Consider the following 16348-nt stretch of genomic DNA (forward strand, 5'->3'; position numbering starts at 1 on the left):
CTCGTGGCTTCAAATAGCCCAATATATAATTTACCTGCAAAACCTGAAGAAGAATTATTTAATCAATATCTTAGTTTTATTAATTCTAAATTATTGATGCCCGATTCAACGACGGCTACAAAACCTGTAATTGGTAAAGACACTTTGCAATTAAAACTTTCTAAAGCCGATTCAATCAAGTATAAAGCAAAGCAGGATTCAATAAGAAGAATTGATTCGTTATCGGCGGATTCAACAGCAAGATTAAAGTATTTTAGAGCAGCAAGAGAAGATTATTATGTAGTACCATTTAGACCCAAAAGACAATCTCCATTTTTTGTCTATCCTTCGTCTGCGACATTAATTAGAACAGTAGAACTTGATTCGACCGGTACAAAAGTTATAATCAAAGAAAAAATTGGTGGTCAGGAAGCTAAAATATTTCTGGAAATGCCTCTTGAAGAATATATTAAATTACGTCTCGATGTAATTACAAGAGATAACTGGGAACAATTAGGATATCAGTACAAACTTAAAGACACAAAAAAAGATTTAAGTCAATTAATAACAGATATTACGAACATAGAAATTCCTTTACCAAGTACATCTTTGTTCAGCATTTTTGGTCCTCCCAAAATTAATATCAAGATTGCAGGAGCTGTTGATATACATGGTGCATGGCGTAACGAAACTACTGAAGGTATAACTACTTCTGCTCTTGGTAACACAAGGAATGAACCTGATTTTAAACAACAAGTACAAATTAATCTTAATGGTACAATAGGAGATAAATTAAATCTTTCTGCAGATTGGAATACCGAAAGAACTTTTCAGTATGAAAATCAACTTAAAATAAAATATACAGGTTACGAAGATGAAATAATTCAAAGTATAGAAGCAGGTAATGTTTCGTTACAGACATCACCACTTGTTGGTGGTAGCGAAGCTCTTTTTGGAATCAAAGCACAAATGAAAATGGGTCCATTTAGTTTAACTGCACTTGCTTCTCAAAAAAAGGGAGAAGTACAGGAAGTAGCTGTGACTGGTGGAGCAAAATCACAACAATTTCAAATTCGTGCATATGATTATTCGCCCAATCATTTTTTCATTCATGAAATTTATGCAGATCCCAGATTGAATGTTTTTAATAATTATTATGGCAATTCAGTTCCAATTGTTATTGACTCAATTCGTGTGAAAGATATTGAAGTATGGAAAACAATAACTGGACTTGTCAATCCAAACGAAAGAAAAGGCAATGCATATATAGATTTACCTCGAAGAACAAAGAATCAACGATATGATAATTTAAGAAATACAGATGAACAAACTGTGCCCGGCATTAAGGAAATTGATAGACGATGGATTTTGCTTCAACAGGATGTTGATTATGTTATTCATAAAGAAACTGGTTTTATCAGCTTTAAGACCCAAATTCAAGATCAGGATGCTATTGCAGTTGCATATAGAATTGAAGGTCCAACTTCTTCTCCTGATGATGATATTTATTATGGTGAATTTATTCAGGATGTAGCTGCAGATTCAAGTGCAAGAATTGTACTGAAATTAATTAAACCACCAAACTTACAACCACAATTTAAAAAAGCCTGGAAATTACAACTGAGAAATATTTATCCAATTGGTGGAAGAGATGTTAAAGAAGAAGGTTTTACTCTGGATATTAGATATCAGTTTGAAGGGAGTGAACCACAAAGCGATTATTCTGGTATTAAATTAATCCAGGCTTTTGGCTTGGATAATACAGACAAAAGTGGAACTGGAGGACCAGATGGTGCTTTCGACTTTTTACCAGGTAGAACAATTTTCCCTCAGACTGGTGAAATAGTTTTTCCTGTCCTTGAACCTTTTGGAAGAGATTTCCCTAAAAACTTACCTGATTCATTGAAGTATCAGGCTGTATATGATACTACAGTTACATTTGCAAAGCAGGATAGAGCTAAAGATAAATTTATAATAACCGGTGAATATTCAGCAGCTGTTACTTCATCTTATAATATTGGTTTTAATGTTGTAGAAAATTCAGTAAAAGTAATCTTAAATGGGAATCAACTAAAAGAAGGGATCGATTACACAGTAGATTATAACATTGGACAGGTAATAATTAGAAAACCTGAAGCACTTGTACCGGGAGCAGACTTAAGAATTACTTACGAACAAAATGATTTATTCCAACTTGCATCTAAAACTCTTGTTGGTTTGCGTGGTCTTTATGAATTTAATCGCGAAACTACTCTTGGTTTCTCATTCTTTAATTTAAATCAACAAACACTTAGTGATAAAGTTCGAATTGGAGAAGAACCACTAAATAATTCGATGTTTGGAATAGATTTTAAAACTAATATGCAATTACCTTTTCTTACCAAAGCACTCGATAAAGTAATTTCTACGAGTGCCGCATCATCACTGAATTTAAATGCTGAATATGCTTATATAAGTCCAGATCCCAATACAAAGAAAAGTACAATAGAAAGTGACGAAGGCAAGAGCATCGCTTATATCGATGACTTTGAAGGTGCTAAAAGAACTATACCACTTGGAATGCAATATGGTTCTTGGAAAGATATTAGCGTACCTGTAAATATTCCTTATCTCGAAGGTATGTCGGAATTGCAAAAAATAAATTATAAAGCAAAAGCTTATTGGTTTAATCGACTTCCTTCTGATGTAACAATTAGAGATTTATATGGAGATAGAAAACAAGCACCTCCAGATCAAAATCTTATTACTGCACTCGATTTAGTTTATTTACCAGATCAACCAGGTTATTATAACTGGTATCCTGATTTAAGCGATACAAAAAAGAACTGGGCTGGAATAATGAAAGTTCTTTCTTCAACAGCAAATAATCTAATTGAAGAAAATATTCAATTCATCGAATTCTGGCTAAAAGTTGAAAATGCTCCTCCAGATTTGAAATTAAATATTGATTTAGGACAGATTAGCGAAGATGTTATTCCTAATGGAAAGCTTGATACCGAAGACAAAAATTTTAATGATCTTGTAGATCAGGGTGAAGATACTGGTATGGATGGACTTAAAGACAGCGAAGAGCCAGGATATGATGCAATTAATAATCCAGATCCAAGTCACGATAATTATGATTTTAAATTAACAGCTAATGCAGATTATTCAAAAATAAATGGAACAGAAGGGAATGCAGTATCGATTGATTTAGGAAGATTGCCAGACACAGAAGATCTTAATCACAATTTTACACTGGATAAAGTAAATAGTTATTTTCATTATGAAGTCCCTGTTGATACAAATAAACAGGTTAATCCATTTGTTCAGGGAGGTGGTGGTAACTCTGGTTGGTATCTTTTTAGAGTGCCATTAAAAGATTTTATAAAAAAAGTAGGTGATCCAAGCTTTTCTGTAGTTGAATTTATAAGATTCTGGATTTCGGGTTCAAATCAGCCTGTACATTTAAGATTTGCAGAAATGAATCTTGTTGGTAACCAATGGCAAAAAGTTCTCGATCCTCCAACAAGCACTAAAATCAATAAAGTAACAATTGACGATACAGTCCTTACTGTTTCAGTTGTTAATATTGAAGATAATCCTGAATATCATTCACCACCTGGAGTTCATCGAGAAAGAGATCGAAGTCAACCAGATTATCAGATTTATAAAAATGAACAATCACTTGAACTTATACTCAAAAACCTTGAAGATGGCGATAAGAGAGAAGTAGTGCGTTACTTATATAAACCACTTGATGTTTTTAATTATAAACAGATGAAACTTTTTGTTCATACAGATGAAAATGTTTTTCCAGGAAGTGTTTCATACTATAAAGATAATAATGATTATGCAGCAGAAGTTTATATTAGATTTGGTTCAGATACATCGAATTTTTATGAATATCGGCAACCATTAAGACCGAGTGAAAAACCTGAATATCGTAACTGGAACGAAGTTAAAATTGTTTTTTCTGAACTAACTGCAATTAAACAACGCAGAGATACATCTCAATTAAAACAATTGTATACTGTTCCGGTTGAAGGAAAAGAAGGACATACTTATGGTATAAGAGGTAATCCTTCTTTAACAAGAATTACATTCTTTATTATTGGAATTATTAATCCAAGTAATAAAGGAACACCTGGACAAAAAATTTCTGGAACGGTCTGGATTAATGAACTTCGAGTTCTTGAAGCTGATGATACACCAGGATGGGCTTATAATGCATCTGGTTCATTAGCTTTTGCTGATTTGATGAGAGTTAATTTTAATATCAGCAGATCAAATCCGTTTTTTCATAGATTAAATGATCGATTTGGAACTCGAGATGAAAAACTTAGCTGGGGTTTATCTGTTGATCTTGATTTGTTGAAACTTATTCCATTAAATCTTGCCGGTAGTAATTTTAGAATTTCGTATTCCCGTAATGAACAAACTATCGATCCATTATTTAAACCAGGTACAGATATAAAAGTAACCGAAGCTCAAAATCAATTAAGAAAATTTTTAACCGAAAATAATTATGATCCAGCTTTCATTGAAGATTCAGTACAAAGTATTAAAAGAGAAGCTCAAACACTTAATTTTAGTGAAACCTGGGCAATACCAAATGTTAGAATTAAAATACCTACAGAAAAATGGTATATCAGAGACATAATTAATAACCTGACTTTCGGATTTAATTATAATAGAACTTCTGGTAGTTCTCCTACTGTACTTCAAAGTAACGGATGGGTATGGAATGCAAGTATTGGTTATTCTGTGAATTTAAGTAGAGATCTTTATTTCAAACCAGTTGATATCCCATTAATTGGTGATATTGTTGATTTATTTAAAGACTACAGAGATGTGAAAGTATATTTCTTACCACAATCATTCAATGCTTCAATTAATGCACAGCGAAGAAGAAATTTTATTCTTAACAGAACTCTTGCTAATAAACCAAATATTCAAAGAGATTTTACTGCTTCGAGAAGTGCTGGATTTAATTGGAGTATAACAGAAGGCGGTTTACTTAATTTATCTTTAGCATATAACTTTGATGTTCAATCAACTTTAACTTATTTATGGGTTGTAGATGAAGTTGAAAGAAATGAAAGCGATATCTGGCGAGATATATTTAGAAAAAATCTTTTTGGAAAGGACTTTAATTATCGACAAAACTTAGATTTCAGAATTAATCCAAAACTTCCTTCGTTGTGGGATATTAATCGATATATTAATATTAATTTTTCTTATGGTGTAGCATATAGCTGGCAAAATAATTTTCAACAGGCAGAACTTGGAAGAAGTGCAGGTTACTCAAATAGAATTTCAAGTGGAATTACTTTTAGAATAAAATCATTATTTGCTCCTTTGTTTCAAGCAGCTCCAAAAACTCAGCAACCAACTCAACCACAAACAAGACCTGAAGGCGGAAGGGGTGGAAGAAGAGGTCAAAGAGCTACTAATGTAGACGAAAAAATTGGAAGTCAGCAAGAAAAAATTTCTAAAGACAGTGTTGCTATTGCAGATACTTCTCAAAGAAAAAAAATTACAAATGAAATCGAAGATACAGAAAAAGATACACTTAAAGGTCCAGGTAATTTGACTGTTGCACTCGAATATCTTAAACTCGGAATTAGATGGTTATTCTTTGATTATGATCAAATAACTATAAATTTCTCCCAATCAAGTAGTTATACTGGTGGTGGACTTTTAGGTGAAGGTACAGGTTTTAATAATTTCTGGGGTTATAAACAATCTCCATTAAATGGTCCTTCCAGATTGTTTATGCTTGGATTTTCTAACGATATTGGTCCTCGTGCTGCAAATGGAAATTTATCCGATAATTATTCTCATAAAAATGATATTGATTTAAAAACTTCACGACCATTATGGGAAGGTGCTCAACTTGATTTGTACTGGAAAGTAGGCTGGGGAGTAAATAAATCAATTACATTCAGAACTGATTCTGTTGGAAATATTTATTCGACAACTGTTAATTCAACTGGTACTATCGATCGATCTTTCTTAACATTACCATCTTCATTTATTTTCTCTTTCTTTGGAAATGGAATAAAAAAAGTAAGTGAATTGTATGACAGGAGATCACCAAATCCAAATCAAAGTTTATCAGATGCTTTTGTAAAAGGTTTCGAGACTACATCATTTTTATCAAAAATCCCGATTCTTTCAAAATTTGCTAAATATATTCCAAGACCAAACTGGAACTTTAACTGGTCTGGTCTGGAGAAATATGAAATCTTTTCTTTCGCAAAAAGAGTATCGATAAGTCACACGTATACATCTACATATAGTGAAGGCTGGAAAATTAATCCCGATGGATTTCAGGAAATTCAATCTCAAAAAATTGATTATGCATTTTCTCCTCTGCTGGGAATTACATTTCAATTCGATAAATTATTTGGTGGTTCATTTCAAAGTACTATTAGATATACTGCAAGAACATCTTATAGTTTGAGTGCTTCAACAAGAAATATTACAGAAAGTTTTTCGAGAGATATTAATATATCTGCAAGTTATTCGAAAAGTGGATTTGAACTTCCAATGTTTGGAATTTCATTAAAGAACGATATTGAAATTTCATTTTCTTACACAAATGGTCAAACTTCAAGTGTAATTTATGATATGGAAAATTTCAAAGAAGGGGGAACTCCACAGGATGGTAAAACCAATATTACGATTGAACCAAAAATAAGATATGTAATGAGTTCACGTGTTACAATGTCAATTTTTTATAGAAGAACTACAATTCAACCACAAGGAGCATCAAGAATTCCACCAACAACTACGAACGAAGCAGGTGTTGATGTTCATATAGCTATTCAGTAAAATTAAATATCAATTATTAAAAAGCTATGAAGAAAAACAAAATACTCTGGGTAGACGACGAGATAGAGCTTCTTCGCTCGCATATAATTTTTTTGAATGAAAAAGGTTATGAAGTCGATACTGTAACTAATGGCGAGGATGCTATAGACGAAGTTAAGTCGAAACAATACGATCTTATTTTTCTTGATGAAATGATGGCTGGATTAGGTGGACTCGAAACTCTTGCACGTATAAAAGAAATTAATCCCGATATTCCAGTTGTTATGATTACCAAAAGTGAAGAAGAATCTTTAATGCACGAAGCTATTGGAAGTAAAATTAGTGATTACTTGATTAAACCTATTGTTCCTTCACAAGTATTAATGGTTTGTAAAAAAATTCTGGAAAGCAAAAAAATTTCGAGTGAATATGTTGCAAGAGATTATATGAGTGATTTTAATGAAATTTCCAGAAGATTATTATTGAATCCAGACTACAGTGATTGGATTGAAATTTATCAAAAATTAGTTTACTGGGATCTTGAATTTGATATTCATCCAGAAATTGATTTTCGCCAGACTTTAATTGATCAGAAACGTGAATGCAATCAGGAATTTTCAAAATATGTTGAAGTTGAATATAAAAACTGGATTGAAAATCTTAACGACGAAAATAATCCCACATTGACAGTTTCTGTTCTCAATAAATTTATTTTACCTTATTTAAAAAATGAGGCAGGACCATTCTTTTTATTTGTAATTGATTGTCTTAGGTTAGATCAGTGGCTGGTAATGGAAAAACATTTGAAAGACTATTTTAATATAAAAAGAGATTACTACATTTCAATACTTCCAACCGCAACACCATATGCAAGAAATTCATTGTTTGCAGGTTTATTTCCATCAGAGATAGAAAAATATTATCCTAACCTATGGAGCTCATCACCAGAAGATGATGAAAACACAATGAATAAATATGAGAAAGAATTATTACAACTTTATTTAGATAGAAAGAAGATTAAACTAAATAATGAATTAAAGTATATTAAAATTATTGATCCTGAATATGGTCGTTCTTTTGAACAAAACGTATTATCATTTAAGAATAATCACTTTATAGCTGTTGTTATCAATTTTCTTGATATGATTGCTCATGGTAGATCAGATTCACAAATTCTTAAAGAAATTGCTCCAGATGAATCAGCTTATCGTTCGTTAACAAATAGCTGGTTTCAACATTCTTATCTTTTAAATGCATTTAAATTAATCTCAAAAATTCCTGGAGCTAAAATTTTTGTAACAACAGATCACGGTAGCATACGAACTCTTAGAGGTGCTAAAGTTCTTGGCGATCGAGAAGCTTCGACAAATCTTCGGTTTAAATTTGGTCGTAATCTTAAAGTGGATGATAAACATGCTTTGTTTATTAAGAATCCACTGGAATATAAATTACCTAAACGTGGAGTTGCGATAAGTTATATAATTGCAAAAGAAGATTATTATTTTGTTTATCCTACCGAATATCATAAATACTTGAGTTATTATAAAGATAGCTTCCAGCATGGTGGTATTTCACTCGAAGAAATGATCTTGCCAGTTGTTACTATGGAGAGTAAATACTAATGGAATTCCCATATGAATTAATTGTTAAATCAGAATCTGAAACAATTGAACTTGTAAAAAAATTAACAGATATAATAAAAGAAGGTGATGTTGTTGCTTTAAATGGAGAGCTTGGAACAGGCAAAACTTTTTTTGTTAAAGCATTTTGTAGTTTTTTTGGAATTGAAAATGTATCAAGTCCCAGCTTTACAATAGTAAATGAATACATGGGGCAAAAGAAAATTTATCATTTCGATTTTTATCGTATAAAAAAAATTACAGAACTATATGATCTTGGTTTTGAAGATTATTTAATTGAGAAAGATGCTATCATATTTATCGAATGGGCAAATTTATGGAAAGAAATATTGCCCGAGCATTTTTATGAAATAAATTTTGAATTTCTAAATGATAATTCACGACTAATATCTATAAAAAAATATGAATAAAATTTTTCCTATACTTGCAATCGAAACTTCGGGAGATTTATGCAGTGTTGCAGCAATGATGGATGAAAAATGTTTTTTTGAAATAAATATCAATCAAAAACATATTCATTCAGAAAAAATTATTGATATGATAGATTATGTCATATCAATTTCAAAAACAGAACTGAAAAACTTTTCACAAATAGCTGTTTCAATTGGACCTGGTTCTTTTACTGGATTGAGAATAGGATTATCTGTTGCAAAAGGTCTTGCTCTTGGTAGTAATTTACCAATAGTTCCAGTTCCATCAATTGATGCTCTGGCTCTGGAAATTTCTGATTTTTTAATCAATAAAAAATTCGGGATCTTAAAATCTGCAAGCTTAGAAGATTTATATTATGCAACATTTGAATCTCAAAATAAATTTTATAAAAAACTTGATGATGCATCATTAATTAAGAAAGAAAGTTTAGAAGAAAAAATAAAAGGATTTGATATTATATTTGCAGATAAAGAATTTGTATCGAATGTAAGAATAATTTCAGGACCACGTGCAATATACATTGCTAAATGGTCTTATTTATTTGGTCAAGAATTATTAACTTATGATTATGATTATTTAGAACCTTATTACTTAAAACAATTTAAGGTAAGAGGAAATGAATAACAGATACTTATTTTTAATTTTTTTATGTACAATATTTATTACAAGTTTAAGTGCGCAAAAGAAATCACCTAAAATTTATTCACCAGAACCTTCATATAGCTTTGGAGAGATAATTGAAGGACAAATAGTAGAACACGAATTTGAGATAATTAATAATGGAGATGATGATTTAATTATTAAAGATGTAAGAGCTTCGTGTGGTTGCACTGCAGTTCAACCTTCAAAGAGAGTTTTAAAACCAAAAGAAAAAACAAAAATTAAAGTTGAGTTTGATTCACGTGGTAGAATTGGTCCACAGAAAAAGTATGTATATGTTTTAACCAATGATCTTGAAAATCCCAGATATCAATTATCTTTTGATGCAAATGTAGTGGAAAAGATATCCAGTGCTTTCCCGAATAAAAAACCAAAATTAGTTTTAAGTAAAAATGAATATAATTTTGGTGAAGTAGAAGAGGGAAAAGTAGTTCAGGCGCTTATTGATATAAAAAATGAAGGAAATGATATTCTTGAAATTAAAGAAGTCAAAACAACATGCGGTTGTACGGCTGTTTTGTTAAGCAATAAAAAACTTCATCCAAAAGAAAGTGGAACATTAAAAATTAGTCTTGATACTTCTAACAGAGAGGGACAATTAGTTCGAACAGTTTCAATATTTTCAAATGATCCTGAAGAATCTGTTAAAGTAATAACACTTTCAGCAAATATTAAAAAGAGAAAATAATTATGGCATGGTTCAAAAGAAAAAAAGAAAATATTTCACCTGATAGCAAAAAATCTGAATTACCAGATGGACAATGGTCAAAGTGTGAGGATTGTGGTGAAATTATTCACAATAAACAATTAGAAGTTAATTTATGGACATGTCCAAAATGTAACTATCATTTTCGAATTGGAAGTGACCAGTATATTTCATTGGTTCTTGATAAAGGAACATTTAAAGAGCATGATAAGAAAATGCGTTCGGCTGATCCTCTTGAATTTGAAGATACTAAAAAATATATAGACAGAGTTAATTCAACAATTAAAAAGACTGGATTAAATGATGCAGTAAAAACTGGTACTGGCAAAATAGATGGTAAGAAAGTAGCATTTGCATGTATGGATTTTAATTTTATTGGTGGTAGTATGGGTTCTGTTGTTGGAGAAAAAATTGCTCGTATTATTGATGTTGCTTATGAAGAAAAAATTCCATTGATAATTATAAGTCAAAGTGGTGGCGCAAGAATGATGGAAGGTGCTTATTCTTTAATGCAAATGGCTAAAACCAGTGCTCGTCTTGCACGACTTGCAGATGCTAAAGTACCATACATATCAGTATTAACAGATCCTACTACAGGTGGAGTTACTGCAAGCTTTGCTATGCTTGGTGATATTATAATTGCTGAACCGAAAGCATTAATTGGTTTTGCTGGACCTCGCGTTATAAAACAAACAATTGGTAAAGATCTACCAGAAGGTTTTCAAAGATCAGAATTCTTACTTGAAAATGGCTTTATTGATTTTATAGTACCCAGACAACAATTGAAAGAAAAATTATCTTTAGTTATAGATTATTTAACATAATTGTTAATAACGATTATTTTTTTGATATCAAATTTTTGAAAGCGTAAAAGATATATCAAAAGTATCAGAATTAATGAATCATACTTAACTGAATTTGAAAAATTTTGGTTAGTAGTTTTTTAATAAGACTTTAGAATTATTTGGAGTAGAAATAATTCTAAAGTGTTCTACTTAAAAAGTCAATTCAGGGAATATTAGTTTTAATTATTTTCTGAATTTTTGTATCATTTTTTTAATTACTTCGAGTGTATATTCAACTTCTTCAAGAGTATTTTGACTTCCAAATGAAAATCTTATAGTACCAGCTGCATCTTCTTCTTTATAACCTGAGTTCAATATTACATGCGATGGTTTTAGTGTGCCTGATGTGCATGCTGCTCCATTTGATGCAGCTATGCCATTGATATCTAAAAACATCAACATTGCTTCTGCATCGTTTTTATATTTTTCAGAAAGAAATGTAATATTCAAAATATAAGGAGAACTATCTTTTTCACTATTAATTAGAATATAATCTTTATCTAGATTTTTTATACCATTTATAAATTCATCTTTTAATTTTTTTACATGTTCACCTGTTTCATTCATGGTTTCTTTAGCAATTTTTATAGCTTCTGCAAAACCTATAATACCGGCGACATTCTCTGTTCCACCACGTCTGTTTCTTTCCTGTGAACCACCATGGATAAGTGGCGATAGAGGAGTACCACTTTTTACATATGCAAAGCCAATCCCTTTTGGCCCATTAATTTTATGAGCTGATGCAGTTAGAGCATGTATACCCAATGAATTAACATCAATATGTATTTTCCCAAAACTTTGAACAGCATCTGTATGAAAATAAATGTTTTTATTTTTTATAATATCAGAGATTTCTTTAATTGGGTTAATGCTTCCAGTTTCGTTATTGATATGAATTATTGAAATAAAAGAACTTTCATCATCAATCTTTTTGCTAATATCATCTAATTGTATTTTAAAATTTTTATCTATATCAAACATTTGAACTAAAAAGCCATCTTCTTTTAATTGATAAAATGTATCTAAAACACTGTGATGTTCTGCGCTCGAGGTTAAAATTTTTCTTTTCCCTGATTCTTTGAATTCAGTTTTAACAATCCCGGAGATAACAAAATTATTTGCTTCGGTACCACCGCTTGTAAAATATATTTCGCCAGGTTTAGCATTAATGAAATCAGCTATTATTTCTCTTGCTTCTTCAATTGCTACTCTTACTTTTCTTCCAAATGAATGAATTGAAGATGGGTTACCATAATGTTCTGTAAGAAATGGTTTCATTTTTTCAAATACTTTTGGATGAAGAGGAGTTGTAGCAGCATTGTCAAAATAAACTTTCATGTATATGCCTTTCTATCTTAAGCTTACATCGCCATAGTGAATTTTTTCTACTTTGTCTCCAATTTTTAAAATTAAAAAACCACTTTCATCTATATCATCAAATAATCCAACTTTTACTTTATCATCCATAACAATTTTTACTTTTCCACCAATCATTTTGCATCTATTACGCCAATCGTTTAATATTTTATCTGGAGCATCTTTTACCAGTTGCAAATTATTCTCAAAGTTATTTAATACATCACTCAATAATTTTTCTCTACTTACAATAGCTTTAAATTCTTTTCTAACAGAAGTTGGTTGAATATCATATTTGCCTGGAAAATTTGGTTGATTAACATTAATCCCAATTCCAATAACTATTTTGTTTATTTTGTTACCTTTTGAAGATGATTCGATTAATATACCTGCAATTTTTTTCTTATTAACTAAAACATCGTTAGGCCATTTAAGTTCAACATCAAATTGATATAAAGTTTCAAGTGATTGTGCAACCGATAGAGAACTTGCCAGATTAATTAAATTAATTTTCTTTTCTTTAAAATCACCTTTCAATAAAATTGAAAATGTTAAATTCTGACCTGCATTACTTACCCAGGTTCTGTTTTTTCTGCCTCTACCTTTACTTTGATATTCTGCTAATAGAACTGTTCCATCACGATTAAATTCATTATTTGTTAACAACATTGTATTTGTTGAATCCACTTCATCGCAATAAATAAAATTGCGACCAATAAATTCAGTATCGAGTTTGATGTCAAATTCTTCAATATTGAACACATTTACCTCCTGAATTAAAATTTTATAAAACTCTAAAAATTTTATTGCAATTATGCCAAACTTTGTAATTAGTTGACAAATCTTTGTCAAGTTTACATATGTTTTGTCAATAGTTGACAAACGTTTGTCAAGTTTGTAAAAAGTTAAGATAAAGTCATAATTTCTATAATTTATTGTAAATCAATAAGTTATAGAAATATAAATTATCTGGCATACCATTTGTTTATAATTAGGCAAAGAACAAAAAAAGGAGGTAGCCATGACACTCATAAAATTTGAACCTTTGAAAGAACTCGAAACCTTACATGACAGAATTCAAAGATACTTCGAAGATTTTGCAAATTTTGGTTTCCCCTTTACCGATAATTTTAATCCGAGAATTGATATCTCGGAAGACGACAATAATATAAATGTTGTTGCTGAAATTCCAGGCGTAAAAAAAGAAGATTTAAAAATCACATTGCAAGATAATATTTTAACAATAGAAGGTGAAAAGAAAAAAGAAGAAGAAAAGAAAGGAAGAAATTATTACCGTTCAGAAAGAGTTTTTGGAAGCTTCAAACGTAGCTTCACATTACCTACAGAAGTTGATGCAGATAATATTGAAGCTAAGTTTGAAGACGGTACGCTTAGAATTAATATGAAAAAATTAAATCCAAAACCTAAAAATGAAAAAGTAATAGAGTTGAAGTAATTTACTTCAACTCTATCTTAATTTTTTTAAAAGTTAATTAAAAAAGGAGAAAGAAATATGGGAAAAATTATTGGCATTGATTTAGGAACTACAAACTCATGCGTTGCTGTTATGGAAGGAAATGAACCTGTAGTTATTCCAAATTCAGAAGGTGGACGTACTACCCCATCTGTTGTTGCTTTCACAAAAACAGGTGAAAGATTGGTTGGTCAACCTGCTAAACGACAGGCGGTTACCAATCCTAAAAATACAATATTTTCTATTAAGAGATTTATGGGTAGAAGACTTGATGAAGTTGATGAAGAAACTAAAGAAGTTCCATATGAAGTCGTTGCTGGCGAAAATGGTTCGGCAAGAGTTAAGATTGGAGATAGATTATATTCACCACCAGAAATTTCTGCTATGATTCTTCAAAAAATGAAGAAGACAGCAGAAGATTATCTTGGTCACGAAGTTACAGAAGCTGTTATTACTGTTCCTGCATATTTTAATGATGCTCAACGACAGGCAACTAAAGATGCAGGAGAAATAGCAGGTTTGCATGTAAGAAGAATTATAAATGAACCTACTGCTGCTGCTCTTGCATATGGACTTGATAAAAAACATAAAGACCAGATTGTAGCTGTTTATGATTTAGGTGGTGGTACCTTCGATATTTCTATTCTTCAAATTGGTGAAGGCGTGTTCGAAGTTAAATCTACTAATGGCGATACACACTTAGGTGGTGATGATTTCGATCAGAGATTGATTGATTATTTAGCAGATGAATTTCAAAAACAAGAAGGTATAGATTTAAGAAAAGATCCAATGGCTCTTCAAAGATTAAAAGAAGCTGCTGAAAAAGCAAAAATTGAATTATCTTCTTCAATGCAAACTGATGTTAATCTTCCATTTATTACTGCTACTCAAGATGGACCCAAACACTTAAACTTTACTATAACTCGAGCAAAATTTGAACAATTAATAGATGATTTAATCCAGAGAACAATTCCACCCTGCGAAAAAGCTATGAAAGATGCCGGTGTTACTCCTTCTCAAATTGATGAAGTAATTCTTGTTGGTGGTTCTACTCGTGTTCCTAAAGTTCAAGAAATTGTAAGACAAATATTTGGTAAAGAACCACACAAAGGAGTAAACCCGGATGAAGTAGTTGCAATTGGAGCTGCTATTCAGGGTGGTGTACTGGCTGGTGATGTTAAAGATGTATTGTTGCTTGATGTTACACCACTTTCTCTCGGTATTGAAACTTTAGGTGGTGTAATGACTGTTCTTATTCCGGCTAATACAACAATTCCAACAAGAAAAAGTGAAATCTTCTCGACAGCTACAGATAATCAACCCTCTGTAGAAATTCATGTTCTACAGGGTGAAAGACCAATGGCAGCTGATAATAGAACACTTGGTAGATTTCATCTTGATGGAATACCACCTGCTCCTCGCGGTGTTCCTCAAATTGAAGTTACTTTTGATATCGATGCTAATGGAATACTTCATGTATCTGCAAGAGATAAAGCTACTAATAGAGAACAAAGCATAAGAATAACTTCTTCAAGTGGCTTGACTAAAGAAGAAATTGAAAGAATGAAACAGGAAGCTAAGGAACATGCAGCAGAGGACAGGAAAAAGAAAGAAGCTGCTGAAATTAGAAATAATGCTGATAATCTTGTATTCCAGACTAAGAAACAAATTCAAGAACTTAAAGATAAATTAACATCTGAACAAAGAAATAGATTAGAAAGTGAAATTCAAAAAGTAGAAGATGCTCTTAAAACAAATGATACCGATAGAATTAAAAGTTCTGCTGATGCATTAACCAGAGTCTGGAATGAAATTGCTCAACAACTATATTCTCAACAAGGTGCTTACTCTCAAGCTGGCACAGAAACTAAATCTAAATCCGAACGTCCTGGTAAAGATGATGGTGAAATCCAGGATGCTTCCTATGAAGTTGTTGATGATGATAAAAAATAAAGTTTAATAAAAATATGGAGGTGAATATGACAGAAGTTAAAGATGTTCAAGAAGTTAAAACACAAAAAAGCTGGGACGAAGCACTCGAAACAGAGTGCTGGATTGCTCCCCTGGTTGATATCTATGAAACTGATAATGATTTTATCTTGAATGCTTATTTACCTGGTGTAAAAAAAGAAAATCTAAAAATTAAACTTGAAGACGATCATCTTGTAATTATGGGCAGAATCGATTATGATGAAGCTATTAATCGTAAATATGTTCTTAAAGAAACCGAAACAGGTAACTTTTATCGTCGCTTCAAAATATCTGATAGCATTGATGAATCAAAAATCGATGCCCGTTTTGAAAACGGTGTTCTCGAAGTAAAATTACCTAAACACGAAAGAGTAAAACCAAAGACAATCGAAATTAAGTAATTCCTGAATAGGCTATCCAGAATAATATTCTAATGCGGAAATAATTCTGGATAGCCTTTTTGATTTTAAAATTGAAATAATATCCT

11 protein-coding genes are annotated in these 16348 nt (G+C 31.2%); 9 read left to right on the top strand and 2 right to left on the bottom strand.

Annotated features, from left to right (window positions below; translation table 11 throughout):
• Positions 1-3 precede the first annotated feature (3 nt).
• Genes sov through accD form a run of 6 tightly spaced genes read left to right on the top strand, consistent with a single transcriptional unit; the run spans position 4 to position 11039 of the window.
• On the top strand, positions 4-6798 hold the full coding sequence (sov, locus tag VJY38_RS08310) for a T9SS outer membrane translocon Sov/SprA (RefSeq protein WP_353680227.1): 6795 nt from the start codon (positions 4-6) through the stop codon (positions 6796-6798).
• Positions 6799-6824: 26 nt separating this feature from the next.
• Positions 6825-8399, top strand: coding sequence for a T9SS response regulator signal transducer PorX (gene porX / locus VJY38_RS08315; protein ID WP_353680228.1), 1575 nt, complete (start codon positions 6825-6827; stop codon positions 8397-8399).
• The gene (tsaE, locus tag VJY38_RS08320) at positions 8399-8827 is read left to right on the top strand and encodes a tRNA (adenosine(37)-N6)-threonylcarbamoyltransferase complex ATPase subunit type 1 TsaE (RefSeq protein ID WP_353680229.1); all 429 of its coding nucleotides are present in this window, start codon (positions 8399-8401) and stop codon (positions 8825-8827) included. Before porX ends, tsaE begins: the two co-directional genes overlap by 1 nt.
• A complete protein-coding gene (tsaB, locus tag VJY38_RS08325; protein ID WP_353680230.1) occupies positions 8820-9473 on the top strand; it encodes a tRNA (adenosine(37)-N6)-threonylcarbamoyltransferase complex dimerization subunit type 1 TsaB in 654 nt (217 codons plus the stop codon). The genes tsaE and tsaB overlap by 8 nt, the downstream gene beginning before the upstream one ends.
• Complete coding sequence (locus tag VJY38_RS08330; protein WP_353680231.1) at positions 9466-10197, top strand: DUF1573 domain-containing protein; 732 nt, start codon at positions 9466-9468, stop codon at positions 10195-10197. Before tsaB ends, VJY38_RS08330 begins: the two co-directional genes overlap by 8 nt.
• A gap of 2 nt (positions 10198-10199) precedes the next feature.
• The gene (accD, locus tag VJY38_RS08335; protein ID WP_353680232.1) at positions 10200-11039 is read left to right on the top strand and encodes an acetyl-CoA carboxylase, carboxyltransferase subunit beta; all 840 of its coding nucleotides are present in this window, start codon (positions 10200-10202) and stop codon (positions 11037-11039) included.
• A gap of 204 nt (positions 11040-11243) precedes the next feature.
• On the opposite strand, the gene VJY38_RS08340 is transcribed toward accD, so the two are convergent.
• Complete coding sequence (locus tag VJY38_RS08340) at positions 11244-12398, bottom strand: cysteine desulfurase family protein (RefSeq protein ID WP_353680233.1); 1155 nt, start codon at positions 12396-12398, stop codon at positions 11244-11246.
• Between the two features lie 12 nt (positions 12399-12410).
• Entirely contained in the window at positions 12411-13178 is a 768-nt protein-coding gene (locus tag VJY38_RS08345; protein WP_353680234.1) for a biotin--[acetyl-CoA-carboxylase] ligase, read from the bottom strand.
• Positions 13179-13437: 259 nt separating this feature from the next.
• Between VJY38_RS08345 and VJY38_RS08350 the strand changes: the two genes are divergently transcribed.
• From VJY38_RS08350 to VJY38_RS08360, 3 genes are read left to right on the top strand one after another with little or no spacing between them, the layout of a single operon-like run.
• Positions 13438-13872, top strand: coding sequence for an Hsp20/alpha crystallin family protein (locus tag VJY38_RS08350; protein WP_353680235.1), 435 nt, complete (start codon positions 13438-13440; stop codon positions 13870-13872).
• Positions 13873-13929: 57 nt separating this feature from the next.
• Positions 13930-15843, top strand: coding sequence for a molecular chaperone DnaK (gene dnaK, locus VJY38_RS08355; protein ID WP_353680236.1), 1914 nt, complete (start codon positions 13930-13932; stop codon positions 15841-15843).
• Positions 15844-15869: 26 nt separating this feature from the next.
• Positions 15870-16262 (top strand): Hsp20/alpha crystallin family protein, encoded by a 393-nt coding sequence (locus VJY38_RS08360; protein ID WP_353680237.1) that lies wholly within the window; start codon positions 15870-15872, stop codon positions 16260-16262.
• Positions 16263-16348: the final 86 nt, after the last annotated feature.

Origin of the sequence: Rosettibacter firmus, from assembly GCF_036860695.1 — a bacterium.
Lineage (GTDB): Bacteria > Bacteroidota > Ignavibacteria > Ignavibacteriales > Melioribacteraceae > Rosettibacter > Rosettibacter firmus.